We start from the raw sequence: 18767 nt of genomic DNA, 5'->3' as shown, positions 1-18767 counted from the left end.
AAACGGGCCGGATCTGAAGGCAAACAGCACGAGCCGTAGCGCGCAGCGCCTTCGGGATAACCTCCGCCTCTGTGGATAACCTGTTCTATATATGGAGTGATCATGACACCGCATGTGATGAAACGTGATGGCTGTAAAGTGCCGTTCAAGTCAGAGCGCATTCAGGAAGCAATTCTGCGTGCAGCTAAAGCAGCGGGAGTCGATGACGCAGACTATTGCGCCACCGTCGCAGAAGTCGTTAGCCAACAAATGCAGGGCCGCGCCCAGGTCGACATCAATGAGATCCAGACCGCGGTGGAAAACCAGCTGATGTCCGGCCCCTATAAGCAGCTGGCGCGCGCCTATATTGAGTATCGCCATGACCGCGATAGCCAGCGTGAGAAGCGCGGCCGCCTCAATCAGGAGATCCGCGGTCTCGTCGAGCAGACCAACTCCGCGCTGCTCAACGAAAACGCCAACAAGGACAGTAAAGTCATCCCGACCCAGCGCGACCTGCTGGCCGGTATCGTCGCCAAGCACTACGCCCGGCAGCACCTGCTGCCTCACGATGTGGTGATGGCCCACGAACGCGGCATGATCCACTATCATGACCTCGATTACTCGCCCTTTTTCCCGATGTTTAACTGCATGCTGATCGACCTGAAAGGCATGCTGACCCAGGGCTTTAAGATGGGCAACGCGGAGATCGAGCCGCCGAAGTCTATCTCTACCGCCACCGCGGTGACAGCGCAGATCATCGCCCAGGTCGCCAGCCATATTTACGGCGGCACCACCATTAACCGCATCGATGAAGTGCTGGCGCCGTTCGTCAGCGAAAGCTTTAACAAGCATCGCAAAATCGCCGAAGAGTGGCAGATCCCGGATGCCGAAGGCTATGCCCGCGCCCGTACCGAAAAAGAGTGCTACGACGCCTTCCAGTCGCTGGAGTATGAGGTTAACACGCTGCATACCGCCAACGGCCAGACGCCGTTCGTCACCTTCGGGTTCGGCCTTGGCACCAGCTGGGAATCGCGGCTGATCCAGCAGTCGATTCTGCGTAACCGCATTGCCGGCCTCGGTAAAAACCGTAAGACCGCGGTGTTCCCGAAACTGGTGTTCGCGATCCGTGACGGCCTGAACCATAAGTTCGGCGATCCGAACTACGACATCAAACAGCTGGCGCTGGAGTGCGCCAGCAAGCGCATGTACCCGGATATCCTCAACTACGACCAGGTGGTGAAGGTTACCGGGTCGTTTAAAACGCCGATGGGCTGCCGCAGCTTCCTCGGGGTGTGGGAAAACGAGAACGGCGAGCAGGTGCACGATGGGCGCAATAACCTCGGCGTTATCAGCCTCAACCTGCCGCGCATCGCCCTGGAAGCGAAAGGCGACGAAGCCGCCTTCTGGGCGCTGCTGGACGAGCGCCTGCAGCTGGCGCGCAAAGCGCTGATGACCCGTATTGCCCGCCTGGAAGGGGTAAAAGCGCGCGTGGCGCCGATCCTCTATATGGAAGGGGCCTGCGGCGTGCGACTGAAAGCCGACGACGACGTCTCCGAGATTTTCAAAAACGGCCGGGCGTCGATTTCGCTGGGCTATATCGGTATCCATGAAACTATCAATGCGCTGTACGGCAACCAGCATATGTACGACAGCGAGGCGCTGCGCGAGAAGGGTGTGGCCATCGTCCAGCGCCTGCGCGACGCCGTCGATTTGTGGAAGGAAGAGACCGGCTACGGCTTTAGCCTGTACAGCACGCCGAGCGAAAACCTGTGCGATCGCTTCTGCCGTCTCGATACCGCCGAGTTTGGCGTGGTGGAAGGGGTGACCGACAAAGGTTACTACACCAACAGCTTCCACCTCGACGTGGAGAAGAAGGTCAACCCGTACGACAAGATCGATTTTGAAGCGCCGTATCCGCCGCTGGCCAACGGGGGCTTCATTTGCTACGGCGAATACCCGAACATCCAGCACAACCTGAAGGCGCTGGAGGACGTGTGGGATTACAGCTATCAGCATGTGCCGTATTACGGAACCAATACGCCGATCGATGAGTGCTACGAGTGTGGTTTCACCGGCGAGTTCGAGTGCACCAGCAAGGGCTTTACCTGCCCGAAATGCGGTAACCACGACGCCTCCCGCGTTTCCGTTACACGCCGGGTGTGCGGCTACCTCGGTAGCCCGGACGCGCGTCCGTTCAACGCCGGCAAGCAGGAAGAAGTGAAGCGCCGCGTTAAACACCTGGGCAATGGGCAGATCGGTTAAAGAACAATGCGCTTTTCCCGGATAGCGGCGCGCAGCGCCTTATCCGGGCTACCACTCCTGCGCAGAGTTCTCACCCTCACCCTACCCCTCTCCCTCAAGGGAGAGGGAATCGTTCGAGCACGCCGTTGAGCCCGGCGCGGATTTTCCCCCTCTCCCCATGGGAGAGGGCCGGGGTTAGGGCATCAGCCCCTGGTAGCCCGGCCGAGCGCAGCGACGCCGGGAGCCGTTCCCTTTACAAATGCACAGCACCTCCGTTTTCGCAAAGCAATTAGCGTCAGAGCAAGGCGGCAAACGAAGGAATCCCCGGGAGCGTACATTAAGTACGTGACTGGGGTGAGCGAGCGCAGCCAACACCGCTATGGCGTTAATTGAGAAGCGAAAAATGAATTACCATCAGTACTACCCGGTAGATATTGTCAACGGCCCCGGCACCCGCTGCACCCTGTTTGTCTCCGGCTGCGTCCATGAGTGCCCAGGCTGCTACAACAAAAGCACCTGGCGGGTGAATTCCGGCATGCCCTTCACGACCGAGATGGCCGACCGCATCATTGCCGACCTCAACGATACCCGCATCAAGCGCCAGGGGATTTCACTCTCCGGCGGCGATCCGCTGCATCCGCAAAACATCGCGGAGATCTTAAAGCTGGTTCAGCGCGTGCGCGCCGAATGCCCCGGTAAAGATATCTGGGTCTGGACCGGCTATAAGCTGGAAGAGCTGAATGAGGCGCAGATGCAGGTGGTGAACCTGATCAACGTGCTGGTCGACGGTAAGTTTGTGCAAGATTTAAAAGACCCGGCGCTGATCTGGCGCGGCAGCAGCAACCAGGTCGTGCATCATTTGCGATAGCGTTTAGAGCCGTTTATTCGCCTGATGATAAACGGCCGCTTTCTCTCTTTTGCCAATGGCAATAACGTAAACCACCACCACACTATCTCGTACTTGATACACCAGCCGATAACCTGACGCCTTAAGCTTGATTTTGTAGCAATCCGGCAAATCGCTCAGCCTGGCCGACTCAATTCGCGGATTCTGCACAATCTGCTGGAGCTTATTTTTGAACTGTTTTTTGACCGTCTCGCCAAGCTGCCATTCGCGCCAGGCTCGTGGATCAAACTCCAGTTCATAGGTCATCCAGACTCACCTTAACCCCCGGCCGTGGGTTTTCCAGCCGCTCGCGAACGGTGCGTAACAACGCCGCTTCGCCATCGCTGATGGTCATACTTTTCACCGGCATGCGGCCATTTTCCGCAATGTATTGAAACAGCAGGCGTACCGCCTCCGTTGGCGTCATATCGAGTTTCTCCAGCACGGCATAAGCCTCTTTTTTGAGTTTATCATCCAGCCGAACGTTGAGCGTGGCCATTATGCCTCCAGAAAGGGATATTTTGTAATGCATTATAGCATTACATTTGAATTACACTCGAATCTGGAAAACGCCTCTCAAAACCGGCTGACGCATTCCATCGCCACCGTTTTAAACTCATCGAAGCTGCGGGTCGTGGCGAGGCGGCTCATGGCGCGCTCGCGCAGGAAAGTAACGAAAATATCGTAGATCGCCATCGCCTCTTCATACTCGCGCTTGCTGATAGCGAGCAGGAAGATGATATGGGCGGTTTCGTCCCCCCAGGCGATGCCCTGCGGAGCGATAACGGTATAGACCACCGTCTTTTTCGCCAGCAGACCCAGGGAGTGCGGTAGCGCAATACCGTCGCCGAGCATGGTGCTGACGATCGCTTCACGCTCCACCACCGAAGCATGAAACTCCGCATCGACGAAGCCTTCCTCCAGCAGCTGCTGACACAGTTCGGCGAATAGCGTTTGCTGATCCATCGGCGTGTCGATCACCCGGAAATGGGCGGCATCGAAGTACTTATTCAGCATCCACGGACGGGTGCGGTCCACCAGCACCAGCTTGCCGATCTGATCCAGTTGATAGTCAGTGGGGAACGGCGCGATGGTCACTACCGGCTTGTCTTTTTCGCTGATCCGCACCGTGGAGATAACAAAATCCGCCTCGATCGCGTCCCGCTGTTCGTACTCGCGCTGGGAAATAGTGGCGGCGATCTCCAGCTGCGGATATTTGCGCTGCAGGATCGCCTCAATCATCCGCACCATCGCATTGCTGGTATCGCACACCAGCAGCACCTGCGGCTGACGCTGGTAGCCGATGTTGTAGTGGCGCTCCAGCCCGACGCCGATATGCAGCACCAGAAAACCGATTTCGTTTTCGCTAATGGTATAAGGCGTGTATTTGCCCCAGCTGGAGACCGCGGCGAGGGTCATATCCCAGGCCATCGGGTAGTGCTGTTTGATGTTATCCAGCAGCGGATTGGGGATCATGATCTGGTAGCGTACGCGGGTGATCATGGTCTTTATGTGGGTCAGCAGATCGGCGTGCAGCTGGGCATCGTCCAGCAGATTGTAGTTATACTGGCTGTTGATGTAGCGCAGGATGTAGTTGACCAGCGCTTCGTCATCGTCGGCGCTGATGGTTTCCGGGTCCACGTCCTGTACCTGACGGGCGGCGATATGCACGCACAGCCACTCTTCTTCCGCGGGCGATAAAGGTTTACCGGCCAGCCGCTGCAGTTCGCCCGCCAGATCGCGCGCGGCATCACGGACGTTCTGCGCCACATCTTCAGCACTGAAATCCGCCAGCGGGTAGCCTTCGCTGACGCGGCGCACCACCACCGCCCCGTACAGGCAGATAAAGCGCTCGCCGACGTCGGTGAGGCGAATATGGTGCCGGGAGAGCGTCTCCTGCAGCACGGGCTCCAGCAGCGCTGGCACCTCCGCGGCAAAGGCCTCGGCGCCGATCGGCGGCGCGATACCGCCCTGCTGGGCCAGCTCCCACAGCAGGTCGGTGAGGCAGGCGCGAACCGATACCTCGCTGCCAAACAGCTTCATACCGTGGCGCGGGCGGGTTTCAAGGGTGAGCTGATAGCGCTGGAAGCGCTCGCGCACCTCGACCATATCGTTCTGCAGCGTGGCGCGGCTGACGAACCACTCATCCGCCAGGTCTTCCAGCTTGATGGAGAACGCCGATGTCAGAAAACGCACCAGCAGAAACGTGATGCGATCCTGGGCGGTACGCGGGACATGCTGCGCCTTCGGCGACGTCTCCTCCAGTGTCTGAAAGCTCGCCGGGTTATCAATTTTCAGCTGATAACCACTGCCGCGGTTAAGGATAAACTGCGCGCCATACTGCGCCAGTAGCGCATTCAGGGCGGTAATATCGGCGCGCACGGTACGGGTGGAAACCGACAGGCGTTGCGCCAGCTCATCCTGCGGCAGCGTTTCATTCCGCAGCAGGGTGAAGAGTTGCGCTAAGCGTTGGTTGGGAAATCGCATGTCAGTTCCTTGTGGTTACGGCTCAGGGTTGGGCGGATATCACCATCTGCGATGGGCTGCCGACCGGCGTGTAGTCTGAGACAAAGGTCAATTTGCCATCCTTCGGCGCCACGCTGAAGCGGGTAATATTATCGCTACGCTGGTTCATGACGTACAGCCACTGCCCCTGAGTATCCAGGGTCAGCGTGCGGGGGTAATCTCCGCGCGTCCAGATATCCTCCTGGTGGCTCAGGCGGCCATCGGCCTGCACCGTAAAGTGGGCGATGCTGTTATGCAGACGGTTGGCGACGTACAGCTGTTTGCCGTCGTTGCTCAGCGCCAGACCGGCGGCAAAGCTGGTGCCCTTATACTCTTTCGGCAGCGCGGAGACGGTTTTGCCTTCGCGCAGCAGACCGCTTTGCTGATCCAGATGATAGAAGGTCAGCGTCGACGCTTCTTCGTTAATCAGCCACAGGCCGTCGCCCTTTGGCGTAAAGACGAAGTGGCGCGGGCCGGCGCCCGGCGACGAAGCGGCGATAAATGGCGGTTCGTTCGGCGTCAGCTTGCCGCTGGCGCTATCCAGCCGGTACTGATAGATCCGATCCAGCCCCAGATCGGTAGAGTAAACGTATTTTCCGCTGGGATCGGCGGCGATCATATGGGCGTGCGGGCCATTGTGATCGCTGATGGCGAAGCTGCCCTCGACGGCCGCCGCCGGGCGTTCGGCCCCTGCCGGGCCTTCATCCTGATGCCTGTCCACCGCCTCACCCAGGCTACCATCTTCTTTGACCGGTAGCACGGCGATGCTGCCGCTGACGTAGTTGGCTACCAGCAGCTGTTTACCGTTTGGCGTCAGGGAGAGATAAACCGGCCCGGCGCCGCCGGAGGCGACCTGATTGAGTGCGGTCAGCTCACCGTTCTTCTCAATGCGCCACGCCTGCACCACGCCTTTCTCCACCTCGCTGGCGGCATACAGCGTTTTGCCATCGCGCGAGACGGTCAGCTGCGCGGCGTTCGGCAACGAGCTCACCAGCGTCCTGTCACGTAGCGCGCCGGTGTGGCTATCAACGGTAAAGCGGTACAGACCTTCGCCATTGGGATTATAGGTGCCTACCCAGGCATAGTGAGTTTGCGCGGCGGCGGCGGCGGCAAACAGGGACAGTGAAGCGACAAGCAGATGACGAGCGACAGGCATAGCAACTCCTTGATGGTTCAGTGGGATAAGCTGCCCCTCACCCTTTGAGGGTGAGGGGCAAGGGCACTACTTCACTAACTGTTTGGTCATCTCCAGCAGCTGGCGAACATCGGCCGGGCGGGTGTTGCCGCTGGCCTTATCGATAATCGAGCTGTAGATATGCGGGATGATTTTGCTCACCCCGGCATCGAGGGCGATCTTCAGGATCGCGCTGTAGTTTTCCAGATCGATACCGCCGGTCGGCTCCAGCCAGAAATCGTGCGCGGCGCAGGCTTTGGCCACCGCCTCGAACTCGTCGCGGTGCTTCAGGCCGCCCATCGGGAAGTATTTGATGGAGCTGCCGCCCATATCTTTTAACAGCGCGATGGCGGTTTCCAGCGGCACAATCCCATCCGCCGCTCCGCTGCTCAGCGGGCCGGTGGAGATCTTCACCATACCCGGGGTGCCGGTGGGCGAGACCAGGCCGTTGACCACCGTTTCGTTCTGCCCGAGCAGCGCGCGGCTGGTGGCCACGCCGGTGAAGACCTGGTTGACGTGCTGCGGCTGCACCTGGCGAGAAATCTCGCTCACCATCGCCGACTGATTCGGATCCCCCGCGCCCAGCCCGACGGAGAGGGCGTTATCAATCAGCTTCGCGTAGTCGCGCATATCGGCCACCGCGCTGGCGACGTCCGGGTAATTTTTGGAGAGCACGCCGACCAGGACATGACCTTCCGCCGCGTCGTAGATTTCCCGAGCGTTGTCTTTGCTGCCCGCCAGGACGTTCAGGCACACGCGGTCACGGTAAAAGTTTGGGGTCAGTTTCATGCTTGTTTCTCCTTGTGCAGAACTTCCGCGATGCGACGGGCGACCACCGCCAGCTGCTGTGCGTTAACGCTGCGGACATCGGCTTCGATAATGCCTTCATTCGCTTTATAGCCGCGGAAGTAGATGGCGTATTCGCCTTGCTTCAGCGCGTTAACCAGATCGCCGGTCTTCACGCCGGTCACCGCTTCGTCGAATTTGATTTCGGCGCGGGCGATATCGCGGCCGGCGCTGTCCCATACCACACGGGCAGTGACGCCGTTGAGGGTGTTGAGCTGTTCGATAAACGGCGTCATCTTCGTCACCATCTCCTCACCGCTCTCTTTGCTCGTCATCAGGTAGTGTTCAATGGCGCAGGTCAGGCCGAGGATCCCCTCTTTCCCCACTTTCATCGCCCGGCCAATGCCCATCGACTGGCGTTTAACCCACTCAACGTACTGCGTTTTGCCGATCACCAGCCCGCTGGTCGGCCCTTCAATCGCTTTCGCGCCGCTGTAGATAACCAGGTCGGCGCCCATGCGGTAGTAGCACTGCAGATCTTCCTCCGCCGCCGCGTCGACGATCAGCGGTAAATGATGCTGACGCGCTACTTCCGCGGCCTGCGCGACGTTGAGCATGCTTTTCTGCACGCAGTGGTGGGATTTGATGTAGAGGATCGCCGCGGTGCGCGGGGTGATCGCCGCCGCCAGCTGTTCGGCAGAGCATTCGTTGGCGTAGCCCGCTTCCACCAGCTTACCGCCGCCCAGCGCCACCATGGTGCCGACCGGCGCGCCGAAGTTGACGTTGTGGCCCTTCGGCAGGACGATTTCGTTATTCTCTATCGGCGTAACGTGCAGGTTCTCCAGCAGCCAGTCGCTGTCTTTCACCAGCACCGCCGCCACCGACTGGGCAATCCCTGCCGACGCGCAGGAGACCACGGTCGCCCCTTCCACGTCCAGCAGCCTGGCGATGTACTCGCCGGTCTTATTCACCAGGTCTTTCATTTCAAAGTACTGGTTCATACCGGCCATCGCGGCTTCCACCACTTCCGGGCGCGGCGTGGAGACGCCCAGCGCCGTCATCCGGCCGGAAGCGTTAATAACTTGTTTTAAATGGTATTTTTCAAAAATCGAAGGCATGTTCCGCGCTCCCTTGTTCGGTCAGATAGCCTTTGCCCGCGCGGATCGCGGCCAGCGGCACCAGAATGTTGTCTGCCTGGAGGCTCTCTTTTTCGGCATCCACCAGCAGCGTTGGCTGGCGCTCCAGGCGAAATAGCGTTAGATCGGCGTCGAAACCCACTTCCAGCCGCCCTTTACGCGACAGGCGCAGCCCCTCGGCGGCGCTGACGGTCACGCAGTCAATCACCTGCGGCAGGGTCATGCCGATGGCGAGGAATTTCGACATCACCAGCGCCAGCGAACGCACCGGGCCGTCGATGCGGTTGCGGCAGTAAATATCCGAGCTGATGGTGTGCGGCAGAATGCCCAGCGCAATCACCCGGCGCGCCACTTCAAAGCTGAAGCTGGCGGTACCGTGGCCGACGTCAAGGCGCACGCCGCGGTGCAGGGCGCGGGTAATCGAACTGCGCAGTTCGCCGGCAGGATTCAAAATGCGGTTCGGCTTGCCGTTATAGCAGTGGGTAATGATGTCGCCGCGACTCAACAGCTCGGCAATTTCATCGAGGTTCGGCGGATTATTGCCGATGTGTACCATCAGCGGCAGATCGCCGTTTTCCTGCTGCATAGTCTTGGCGCGCGCCAGCGGCGTAATGCCGTTTTCGCCCACCACGCTGCTGCTCATCCGCGCCTTCAGGCCGACGATAAAGTCGGGATGGCGCTGCACCGCCTGCTTCACCGCCTCGGCGTCGATATTGGCCATATTGGCCAGTTCGTTCTGGGCAATCAGCCCGACGCGGGAGATATTGAGCAGGGCATAGACTTCCGTCACCGCTTTGCGGGTTAACTGGTAGAAGTCGTCCACATCGTCGGCGCCGGTGCTGCCAGCATCAATCACGGTGGTGACGCCGGTGGCGATGCCAACGCTGTCCGGCTCATCGTGATATATCGGCGAATTTGGGTAGCAGTGAACGTGGGAGTCAATCCAGCCGGCGCTGACGTAGCTGTTGCCCTGCAGATCGATGGTTTTACGGGAGGGCGCGCTAATCTCGCCCAGCGCCGCGATTTTCCCGTCCTGAATGGCGATATCAGTCAGGGTATCGTCGACGAGGCGCGCGCGGCGCAGGAGTAAATCAAACATAGCTATCTCCTGATGAAAGAGTGAATCTGTTGCCGGATGGCGGCGTACCGCCTTATCGGGCCTACACATCGCGCTGACCTGTAGGCCCGATAAGCGCAGCGCCATCGGGCGATTAGCTAATCGCCACCGGGAAGATCGAGCCGAGGATCATCGCGCCGAGGATGGCGCCACCGGTGATCGGTTTCTGCCAGATATAGAACAGCAGTGCGCCAACCAGCGAGCCGATCCCGATAGGAATCGAGGCGGTCATTGCGCTGAGGATAATCAACGGCCCCAGGAAGCGGCCGGAGGCGTTACCTGCGCCCATCATCACGTCGGCGCCGTAGGTGGAGTCGCTCTGGTTGATGGTGAACTTACGCGCCAGAATGATGATGTAGCCCACCGCCAGGCCGAGGATCAGGCCGGTTGCCAGCGAGGCGGCGAAGTTCGCCACCGGGAAGACAAAGCCCGCGCCGAGCAGCAGCGCCGGGACGCCAAGACCGATCCCGGTCTGAATAGCGCCGCCGATATCGAGGATCCCCACCAGCGACCCTTCGATGATGCGGGCGAACAGGAAGCTGGCGCCAAACGCCGCCACCGCGCCGTAAACGCCGGTATCAATCCCCGACTTCAGCATCGCCACGAAGGCGACTTCGTTAAAGGCGCCGATGCCGTACAGGTAGTACATGTGGGTCCCGGCGAAGACGCCGGAGGAGAGCAGGCCAACGAAGATCGGGAACGACCAGTCGGCATACCAAAAACCTTTATTCTGTTCCATTATCAGGCTCCCGTTATTTGCCGCTGAGTGAGTTGTGGATCATGTCCAGCCAGTTCGGCACGGTCAGATGGAAGGATTCGATCATCTTCATGTCGAAGCCGCGGAAGAAGCCGCTGAGGACGAACAGGGCGACAATGGCCACCATCATCACTTTGGTGACCCGGTTCCAGCCGCTCTCTTCAACGCCTTTGCCGATCAGAATACCCAGCACCAGCCCCGGTACGGCGTTGCCCATAATCAGCTGCGCCGCGCCGCCGAAGATGGTCGCCCAGAAGCCTGATTTTTTACCGGCGTCGATCGCCGCCAGCCAGAAGATCACCGGCATCACGGTGTTCACCAGCAGGTTTGCCGCCGGTACCAGTACCTTAACCGCGGTCACCTGCAGCGCTTCCGGTACGGACGAGGCGGTAAGGTTGAGGAAGGCGACGACAATCATGCCGATGATGCCGCAGGAGATGGCCATTTTTTTCGGATCGTGCAGCGTTTCGCCGACGTTACGATTTTTCAGCATCAGCGCCGCCGCGCCCCAGTTGGGGATAATGCGGTGGTCAACATCCTGGGTGAAGGAGCCTGCTGCAACGGAAGAGGCCCAGGCGTTAAAGAAGAAACCGAGGCCAAAGGAGAAGTGGGAAGCCGGATCGCCCTCACAGGAGTTCAGCTCGCCCAGGGTTCGAAACGCCCCCATCCCCTGGGTGGTAGGGGCATGAAACATGCGTGCCGCTCCGGCGCCCACGCCGACGCCGACCAGGCCGCCGATGATAAGCGATTTTATTAAAATTATCAGGAACATAGTCAGACCCTTTGCTAACAATCAGGTTTGCGTGACGAAATCCACTTTATCGAGATCGATGGCGGTCACGTTGACGGTGACGTCCAGCTCCACGCTGTAGGTCCGTCGTTCACGGCGCAAAAAGAAAAACAGGAAGGCCTCTTTTCGTACCGCTTCGCGCGCATGAACAACCGTCACGTCCTGTGGCTCAATACGCAGCAGAATGTGCGATGAGGTTTTCATCACCGCAGCCTGCACATGGTTCAGGGCATCGGCGAAGGCCCGTGATTTGCTTTCGCCTTTGCCGGCAACCCTCACCGTGGTGGTGAATTGCTCTTTCATACTTATGCGCCGTATTTCTTTTTCCAGGCTTCTACCAGGCGCTCGCCCAGCTCTTCTTTATCCATAAAGCCGAAGCCCAGCACGTTGCAGCCTTCGTTGATGGCGGTGACGCCCTCTTCAACAGAACGCATGCCGTATTTCGCTTTGTAGCCGTATTTGGTCTGGGCGGTGATGGCGCCGGCGCCGCCGCTGCCGCAGAAAGAGATGCCGAAGGTGGCGTTTTCCGCTTTCATCATGTCGCCAAGCTTCATGTCGGCAGCAACGCCAGGGACGACCACTGCGCGTGCGCCGGCTTTCTCTGCGCCTGCGGCGACCTTTTGGCCTTTACCCAGACGGTCGCCAATAACTACGGTGATTTGTTCCATGTTTTGCTCCTTACAGGTTTTCTTTTGCGACTTCGAAGTGGACGGAGAGCAGCCAGGCCTCTTCATCAGGCAGGTTGCCGAACTGCGCGACCACTTCGCGGGCCAACGTCATTGAATCTGGTGAAATCTCTTCGAACAGGCTGGCATCCACTTCCGGCAGCGGTTCGCCGCTGATTGACCGGTGGGCCATCGCCCGCACGTGGGAAGTCAGCATTTGCTCCTGAACGTCGTTAGGGACGATGCCGTGACGGCTTAACAGGGCAAAAACCTGCTGCAGCATCTTGTCAGCCAGGCGTTCGGTCTGCGCTGCCTGCTCCCCTACGTCGTGTATTACCGCTCCGTTATTCACTTCTGATACCCCGCTGATGGCTCTGGGAATCAAAGTAGCGCCGGGGGATGGGAGTTTGTAGCGAGTTGTTTTCCACTTCGAAGTGGAAAGGGAGACGGCAGGCGTGATCGACACCACATATTCACTGGAAAAATGAAAAAACAGCAATTATGGCGTGAGACGTATCACAACAATGCGCGCGAATGAGCCGCCCGCGGCTGCGGAAAGGCCGGAAAAAGAAAAGGGAAAAATGTGATACAGGTAGGTTTTCAGGCGGGAGACATCGGCTGATGCCTCCCGAAAAGAACAGTTAGCGGTACTTCTTATGGTAGGTGTTGCGGGTGGTTTTAAACTCCTCCGCGGCGGCCTGCGCCTCTTTCACCTTGCCTTCATTCGCCAGCTTCAGCGCGCCGTCGATCTGGCCGATCAGAATATCCAGACCGTGACGGTAATCTTTCATCTCAGCGCTGTCGGCCGCTTTGCCTTCCAGCTTCGGCGGGGTCTCTTTCTGGGCATCAACCGCGGCGGTACGCATCTTATTCAGCGCCGCTTTCAGCTCGCCGGCGTCGGAGGTCTTCTGTACCACTTGCAGGTTTTCTGCCAGAGTGTCCATGTCTTCGCCCAGGTCGGCGAAGGCCGACGCTGAACCGAGCGCAAAAGCAGAGACAGCCAGCATCGCTAACAGTTTTTTACGCATTGCTCACTTCCTTTTTATTATTTAAGCAAACAGGTGTTATTGTCCGGCGATTTTCATCTCCGGCAGCAGCACAGAACCACACTGAATGTTGCTGCGCGTTTCAATATCATCGCCAATGGTCACGATATTACGCCACATTTCTTTCAGATTTCCTGCAATGGTGATCTCACTGACAGGATATTGAATTTCGCCATTTTCTACCCAGAAGCCGGATGCGCCGCGTGAGTAGTCGCCGGTGACGCCACTGACACCCTGCCCCATCAGTTCGGTAACCACAAGACCGGTGCCCATCTCTTTAAGCATCTTTGCAAAACTCAGACCGCGGCCGTTGATGCGCCAGTTATGGATGCCCCCGGCGTGGCCGGTACTTTTCATCCCCAGCTTGCGGGCGGAGTAGTTGGTCAACAGCCACTGGGTCAGCACGCCATCTTTGACGATATCGCGACGCTCGGTGCGCACGCCTTCGCTGTCGAACGGCGTGGAGGCCAGCCCTTTCAGCAGGTGCGGATGCTCTTCAATGGTCAGCCACTCCGGCAAAATTTGTTTGCCCAGCGAATCGAGCAGGAAGGTGGATTTGCGGTATACCGAACCACCGGCAATCGCCCCCACCAGGTGGCCAAACAGACCGGTCGCCACTTCGTTGGCGAAAATCACCGGCGCCTTCATGGTCGACAGCTTACGCGGCGCGAGGCGCGACAGGGTGCGGCGGGCGCACTCTTCCCCGACCCATTCCGGGGACTGCAGATCCTCGATTGCCCGGCCAATGGTGTAGGCGTAGTCACGTTCCATATCGCCGTCATCTTCCGCAATGACGCAGCTGGAGAGCGAATGGCGAGTCGAACAGTAGCTTTGCAGCATGCCATGGCTGTTGCCGAACACTTTGATGCCATAGTGGCTGTTAAAGCTGCCGCCTTCGGTGTTGGTGATGCGTTTATCGGCCTTCAGCGCCGCTTGCTCCGCGCGGGCGGCCAGTTCAATGGCCTCATCCGGGGAGACCTCCGCCGGGTGGAACAGGTCCAGATCCGGGGCGTCAAAGGCCAGCAGCTCTTTATCGGCCACGCCGGCGAAGGGATCCGGGGAGGTGTAGCGGGCGATATCCAGCGCCGCCTGCACGGTACGGGCGATGGCGTCCGGGCTGAGATCGGTGGAAGAGGCGCTGCCTTTGCGGTTCTGGTGGTAAACCGTGATGCCTAACGCCCCATCGCTATTGAATTCTACATTCTCCACTTCGCCATAGCGGGTGCTGACGCCGATGCCTGTCGTTTTGCTGACGGAGACTTCTGCGCCATCGGATTTACCTGCCGCCAGTTCCAGCGCCGTGGTCACGGCCTCTTCCAGCGTCTTACGTTGCTGGGCAACTTGAGAGATCACTTTCATTGCTAATGCCATAATGTAAGAAGGAGTTAACTGAAGTCTAACAGAGAACCGTTTTTCAGTGCGCGCCTTAACTGGTAACATTAGCCTCTTTTTTAAGGAGCCTGAGATGACAAAGCAGCCCGAAGACTGGCTCGACGACGTTCCCGGTGATGATATCGAGGATGAAGACGATGAAATTATCTGGGTCAGTAAGAGTGAAATTAAGCGCGACGCGGAAGAACTGAAGCGTCTTGGCGCTGAACTCGTTGACCTGGGGAAAAACGCGCTGGATAAAATTCCGCTGGATACTGACCTGCGCGACGCCATCGAACTCGCCCAGCGAATCAAAAAAGAGGGTCGCCGCCGCCAGCTGCAGCTTATCGGTAAGATGCTGCGCAATCGCGATGTCGATCCGATTCGTCAGGCGCTGGATAAGCTAAAAAACCGCCACAACCAGCAGGTTGCGCTGTTCCACAAGCTGGAGCAGATTCGTGACCGACTGATTGACGACGGGGATGACGCCGTAGCTGAAGTGCTGAACCTGTGGCCAGATGCTGACCGTCAGCAGCTGCGTTCCCTGATCCGCAATGCGAAGAAAGAGAAAGAAGGCAACAAACCGCCGAAATCCGCGCGCCTGATCTTCCAGTATCTGCGCGAACTGGCGGAAAACGAAGGCTAATTCCCGCCACTTTTGCCGCACAAGTCACCCGGATGGCGGCGCGCTGCGCCTTATCCGGGCTACTCCGCTGTTTCCGGCGTTGTGCCGGATGGCGGCTACGCCTTATCCGGCCTACCTTCCCCATCTTCAACGCCAACATCGCGCCAGCAGGGGGTTCCCGCTGCATCTCCTGAGTCCCCCTAATCCGCACAACGATACTTTTGTTTATTGCCTCACCATGGCTGAATCGTTAAAGCCAAAAGCAATGCAGATCACATCTTGTGGTGATAATTAATCATGCCTTAGCACAATAATACGACACTTATCGCATTTAACATCTTCAAAACGGCCACTTTCTCACCAGGTGAGGCGCTTCACATTTTAATCACCCCCATGCCGGTAGATTTCACACGTCAATGACACAATCGATTCAGCAAAAGGGAATAAAAATGAAAAAGACATTGGTTCTGACGGCTATCGCTCTGCTGGTTTCTGGCTCCGCCGCAGCAAAAACATGGGTGCTGACGAGTGCTGAAGAGGGCATGGATAAAGGAAACTGGCAGATCAGCAGCGATCAGCTGAAGGTGAAAGACCATATGTTCAGCATTGAGCAGAAAGTCCTGCACGGCGGCAAGCAGGAAGGCAGCAAAATCCTCACCATTCGCAGTAAAGACGGCCTGACTATCACCCTCAGCCCGACGCGGGGCATGAACTTGCTGCGAGTGGAAGGCTTCGGCAGCCGGATGGGCTGGGATTCGCCGGTCAAAGAGGTTGTTAACCCGGCGTTTATCAACCTGGAGAGCCGCAACGGACTCGGCTGGCTGGAAGGGTTCAACGAGATGATGGTCCGCTGCGGCTATGAGTGGACCGGCCATCCGGTCACCGCGGACGGGCAAATTTATACCTTGCACGGCAAGGCCGGCAACACGCCGGCCTCCCTGGTGGAGGTTGAGGTGGCCGACAGCGCGCCGTATGAAATTCGCGTCCGCGGGCTGGTGAAAGAGAGCACCTTCAAAAAAGCCGATCTGCAGACCATGACCGAGCTGCGCTATATCCCGGGCAGCAACAGCTTCAGCCTGCACGATGTCTTAACCAATCACGCCGACTATCCGCATGATTATCAGATCATCTACCACAGCAACTTCGGTACCCCGATCCTCGAAGAAGGCGCACGTTTCCTCGCCCCGATGTCCAGCATCAGCCCGTTCAATGATTACGCCAAGAGCGGGTTAAAAACCTGGCAAACCTATCAGGGACCGACCAAAGACTTTGACGAGATGGTATTTAATATTCAGCCGCTGGCCGATGAAAATCACCAGACGCTGGCCGCCGTGGTCAACAAGGCTGGCGATAAAGGCGCCTCCATTCAGTTCGACACGCGCCAGCTGCCGGTCCTGACGCTGTGGAAAAACACCGACACCGTCAAACAGGGTTACGTCACCGGTATCGAGCCGGGGACCAGCTACGCCTATCCGGTGACCATTGAACGCGAGCAAAAACGCGTGAAGCAGCTGCAGCCGGGCGCCAGCGCGCAGTTTGAACTGACCTACACCCTGCTGCACGACAGCGCCCAGGTGGCCGCCGTTGAGCAGAAGATCGCGCAGATTCAGGGCAACAATAAAGTGGTGGAGAACGAAACGCCGATCGCCAAAGAGTAAAAATACCCCAGCCGAACGCCCGGAGCGGTACGCCGCGCCGGGCTACTCCCGCCCCATCACCTCGTGCCCGAGATCCCGGGCAAACTGCTGGTACTGTCGCTCATCGATCGGCTGCGGATAGCTCAGCACCAGCAGCTCATGATCCGCGATGCCCTGATGATAGGTGGGATGACGATGCGCCCAGGGGTTAGCGTGGAATCCCATCGACTGATAAAAGCGCAGCCGTTTATGGGCGATCTCGCTGGTGAGCGGATCGATTTCCAGAATAGTCAGCGGGGCGCGCGTCAGGATCTGCGCCAGCAGCTGTTTACCATAGCCACGGGAGCGCAGCGTATCGTCGATCGCCAGATGTTCGACATAACCGTAGCCGGCAAACTGCCAGCAGCCGCTGAGGCCGATAAATACGTCCTCATCGAACCACGCCTCCAGCGCGTAGTGCGGGTGGCTCAGCGCCTGAAGTTTGGCCTCGCTTTCGCGCTGCTCGTGCCACGGAAAGGCGCGCGCGTAGAGCGCGTCCAGCATGGCGAAATGGGGCGAGTCGGTAGAAAGTACGCTTTCGCAGGTCAGCATCACACCCTCCCTGTTGGTAAAAACAAAACTGCCCTCACGCGGAGGGCAGTGACCGGAGGTGCTCGGGCTTACTCTGCCGCGGCCGCTTTTTGCGCCAGCTTATCCAGCAGCTTTTGATGAATGCCGCCGAAGCCGCCGTTGCTCATCACCAGGATATGGTCGCCAGGATGGGCGGTTTTGACCACCATCTCCGCCAGGGTATCGACGTCGGCGCTCCAGTGGGCCGGCTGGACGCAGGCTTCCGCCACTTCCGCCACCTGCCATGGAATATGCTGCGGCTGCAGGAGGAACACTTCATCGGCGCGGCCAAGGGACGGCGCCAGATCGTCCTTGCAGACGCCCATTTTCATGGTATTAGAGCGCGGCTCCAGCACGGCGAGAATGCGCGCGGTGCCGCCCACTTTGCCGCGCAGCGCCTGCAGCGTGGCGAGGATCGCCGTCGGATGATGAGCGAAATCGTCATACACGGTGACGCCGTTGGCTTCGCCGCGCAGCTCCAGGCGACGGCGGGCGTTGATAAAGCTGCCCAGCGCGTTCGCGGCATCCGCCGGCAGTACCCCGACGTGACGCGCCGCGGCAATGGCCATCAGGCCGTTATGCATATTATGTTCGCCGACCAGCGCCCACTTCACCTCGCCGACCTTTTCGCCGTCAAACAGCACTTCCCACTGCGAGGCGTCGGCGTTCAGCTTCTTCGCCTGCCAGTGGCCCTGCTCGCCCACCAGCTCCTGCTCGCTCCAGCAGCCCATCGCCATCACCTGCTTCAGGTTGATGTCGTTCTCCGGCAGGATAATTTTGCCTTTGCCCGGCACGATGCGCACCAGATGGTGGAACTGCTTCTGAATCGCCTTCAGGTCGTCAAAGATATCAGCGTGGTCGAACTCAAGGTTGTTGAGGATCAGCGTCCGCGGGCAGTAGTGAACAAATTTGGAGCGCTTGTCGAAGAAGGCGCAGTCGTATTCATCCGCTTCAATGACGAAGAACGGGCTGTCGCCCAGGCGCGCAGAGACGTCGAAATTGCCCGGAACGCCGCCAATAACGAAGCCCGGCTGGTAACCGCAGGCTTCAAGGATCCAGGTCACCATGCCGGCGGTGGTGGTTTTGCCGTGGGTCCCGGCGACGGCCAGCACCCAGCGATCGCGCAGCACGAAGTCGTGCAGCCACTGCGGGCCGGACATATAGGGAATATTGTTTTCCAGCACCGCTTCAACGCACGGGTTGCCGCGAGTCATGGCGTTACCGATGATCACCAGGTCCGGCCGGGGCTCCAGCTGGCTGGGGTCATAGCCCTGAATTAAATCAATCCCCTGGTTTTCCAGCAGGGTGCTCATCGGCGGATAGACGTTAGCATCCGACCCCGTTACCTCATGACCGAGGGAGCGCGCCAGCATGGCCAGGCCCCCCATAAACGTGCCACAGATTCCTAAAATATGAATGCGCATTCGTCATTTCCTTCTCTTA

Annotated in this window: 20 protein-coding genes; 4 read left to right on the top strand and 16 right to left on the bottom strand. The window is 58.8% G+C overall.

Annotated features, from left to right (window positions below; genetic code table 11):
• Window positions 1–102: 102 nt before the first annotated feature.
• Both nrdD and nrdG read left to right on the top strand, forming a co-directional pair.
• Window positions 103–2241, top strand: coding sequence for an anaerobic ribonucleoside-triphosphate reductase (nrdD, locus tag ABLU50_RS19630; RefSeq protein WP_004206513.1), 2139 nt, complete (start codon window positions 103–105; stop codon window positions 2239–2241).
• Window positions 2242–2623: 382 nt separating this feature from the next.
• The gene (nrdG, locus tag ABLU50_RS19625) at window positions 2624–3088 is read left to right on the top strand and encodes an anaerobic ribonucleoside-triphosphate reductase-activating protein (RefSeq protein WP_032456904.1); all 465 of its coding nucleotides are present in this window, start codon (window positions 2624–2626) and stop codon (window positions 3086–3088) included.
• A 3-nt stretch (window positions 3089–3091) separates the two neighbouring features.
• Here the strand turns inward: nrdG and ABLU50_RS19620 are convergent, their stop codons facing one another.
• The 14 genes from ABLU50_RS19620 to pmbA all read right to left on the bottom strand — a co-directional run bounded on the left by ABLU50_RS19620 (window position 3092) and on the right by pmbA (window position 14453).
• Window positions 3092–3373, bottom strand: a complete 282-nt coding sequence (locus ABLU50_RS19620) for a type II toxin-antitoxin system RelE/ParE family toxin (protein ID WP_048322786.1) — start codon at window positions 3371–3373, stop codon at window positions 3092–3094.
• Window positions 3363–3605, bottom strand: a complete 243-nt coding sequence (locus ABLU50_RS19615) for a type II toxin-antitoxin system RelB/DinJ family antitoxin (RefSeq protein ID WP_002886901.1) — start codon at window positions 3603–3605, stop codon at window positions 3363–3365. Before ABLU50_RS19615 ends, ABLU50_RS19620 begins: the two co-directional genes overlap by 11 nt.
• Before the next feature lie 77 nt (window positions 3606–3682).
• The gene (locus tag ABLU50_RS19610) at window positions 3683–5593 is read right to left on the bottom strand and encodes a PRD domain-containing protein (protein WP_087832356.1); all 1911 of its coding nucleotides are present in this window, start codon (window positions 5591–5593) and stop codon (window positions 3683–3685) included.
• A gap of 22 nt (window positions 5594–5615) precedes the next feature.
• Complete coding sequence (locus ABLU50_RS19605; protein WP_087832357.1) at window positions 5616–6767, bottom strand: lactonase family protein; 1152 nt, start codon at window positions 6765–6767, stop codon at window positions 5616–5618.
• A 66-nt stretch (window positions 6768–6833) separates the two neighbouring features.
• The gene (locus tag ABLU50_RS19600; RefSeq protein WP_017900574.1) at window positions 6834–7574 is read right to left on the bottom strand and encodes a KDGP aldolase family protein; all 741 of its coding nucleotides are present in this window, start codon (window positions 7572–7574) and stop codon (window positions 6834–6836) included.
• Window positions 7571–8689, bottom strand: a complete 1119-nt coding sequence (locus tag ABLU50_RS19595) for a DgaE family pyridoxal phosphate-dependent ammonia lyase (protein WP_087832358.1) — start codon at window positions 8687–8689, stop codon at window positions 7571–7573. Before ABLU50_RS19595 ends, ABLU50_RS19600 begins: the two co-directional genes overlap by 4 nt.
• Window positions 8673–9806, bottom strand: coding sequence for an amidohydrolase/deacetylase family metallohydrolase (locus ABLU50_RS19590; RefSeq protein ID WP_348864940.1), 1134 nt, complete (start codon window positions 9804–9806; stop codon window positions 8673–8675). Before ABLU50_RS19590 ends, ABLU50_RS19595 begins: the two co-directional genes overlap by 17 nt.
• Window positions 9807–9918: 112 nt before the next feature.
• Window positions 9919–10563: a DUF4310 family protein gene (locus ABLU50_RS19585; RefSeq protein WP_004206504.1), complete on the bottom strand. Its 645-nt coding sequence runs from the start codon at window positions 10561–10563 to the stop codon at window positions 9919–9921.
• Between the two features lie 13 nt (window positions 10564–10576).
• Entirely contained in the window at window positions 10577–11353 is a 777-nt protein-coding gene (locus ABLU50_RS19580; protein ID WP_002886897.1) for a DUF4311 domain-containing protein, read from the bottom strand.
• A gap of 21 nt (window positions 11354–11374) precedes the next feature.
• A complete protein-coding gene (locus ABLU50_RS19575) occupies window positions 11375–11674 on the bottom strand; it encodes a DUF4312 family protein (RefSeq protein WP_004206503.1) in 300 nt (99 codons plus the stop codon).
• A gap of 2 nt (window positions 11675–11676) precedes the next feature.
• Window positions 11677–12039: an SFCGS family glycine-rich protein gene (locus tag ABLU50_RS19570; protein ID WP_004206501.1), complete on the bottom strand. Its 363-nt coding sequence runs from the start codon at window positions 12037–12039 to the stop codon at window positions 11677–11679.
• 10 nt (window positions 12040–12049) lie between these two features.
• The gene (locus tag ABLU50_RS19565; RefSeq protein ID WP_004206500.1) at window positions 12050–12388 is read right to left on the bottom strand and encodes a PRD domain-containing protein; all 339 of its coding nucleotides are present in this window, start codon (window positions 12386–12388) and stop codon (window positions 12050–12052) included.
• A 289-nt stretch (window positions 12389–12677) separates the two neighbouring features.
• Window positions 12678–13064: a cytochrome b562 gene (cybC, locus tag ABLU50_RS19560; RefSeq protein ID WP_002886893.1), complete on the bottom strand. Its 387-nt coding sequence runs from the start codon at window positions 13062–13064 to the stop codon at window positions 12678–12680.
• A gap of 36 nt (window positions 13065–13100) precedes the next feature.
• A complete protein-coding gene (gene pmbA / locus ABLU50_RS19555) occupies window positions 13101–14453 on the bottom strand; it encodes a metalloprotease PmbA (RefSeq protein ID WP_042929315.1) in 1353 nt (450 codons plus the stop codon).
• A gap of 94 nt (window positions 14454–14547) precedes the next feature.
• Here pmbA and yjgA point away from each other — a divergent pair, with 94 nt between their 5' ends.
• A complete protein-coding gene (yjgA, locus tag ABLU50_RS19550) occupies window positions 14548–15099 on the top strand; it encodes a ribosome biogenesis factor YjgA (protein WP_004206498.1) in 552 nt (183 codons plus the stop codon).
• Between the two features lie 428 nt (window positions 15100–15527).
• Window positions 15528–16736, top strand: a complete 1209-nt coding sequence (locus tag ABLU50_RS19545) for an aldose 1-epimerase family protein (protein ID WP_087832359.1) — start codon at window positions 15528–15530, stop codon at window positions 16734–16736.
• A gap of 42 nt (window positions 16737–16778) precedes the next feature.
• Here the strand turns inward: ABLU50_RS19545 and ABLU50_RS19540 are convergent, their stop codons facing one another.
• Window positions 16779–17306, bottom strand: coding sequence for a GNAT family N-acetyltransferase (locus ABLU50_RS19540; RefSeq protein WP_004206495.1), 528 nt, complete (start codon window positions 17304–17306; stop codon window positions 16779–16781).
• Window positions 17307–17374: 68 nt separating this feature from the next.
• Complete coding sequence (mpl, locus tag ABLU50_RS19535; protein ID WP_106479136.1) at window positions 17375–18748, bottom strand: UDP-N-acetylmuramate:L-alanyl-gamma-D-glutamyl-meso-diaminopimelate ligase; 1374 nt, start codon at window positions 18746–18748, stop codon at window positions 17375–17377.
• Window positions 18749–18767 lie beyond the last annotated feature (19 nt).

This window comes from Klebsiella sp. GG_Kp173, assembly GCF_040062415.1.
Classification (GTDB): Bacteria; Pseudomonadota; Gammaproteobacteria; order Enterobacterales; family Enterobacteriaceae; genus Klebsiella; species Klebsiella quasipneumoniae.
Note: the sequence above shows the minus strand (reverse complement) of the source record. Positions and strands in the feature narration are given on the sequence as shown.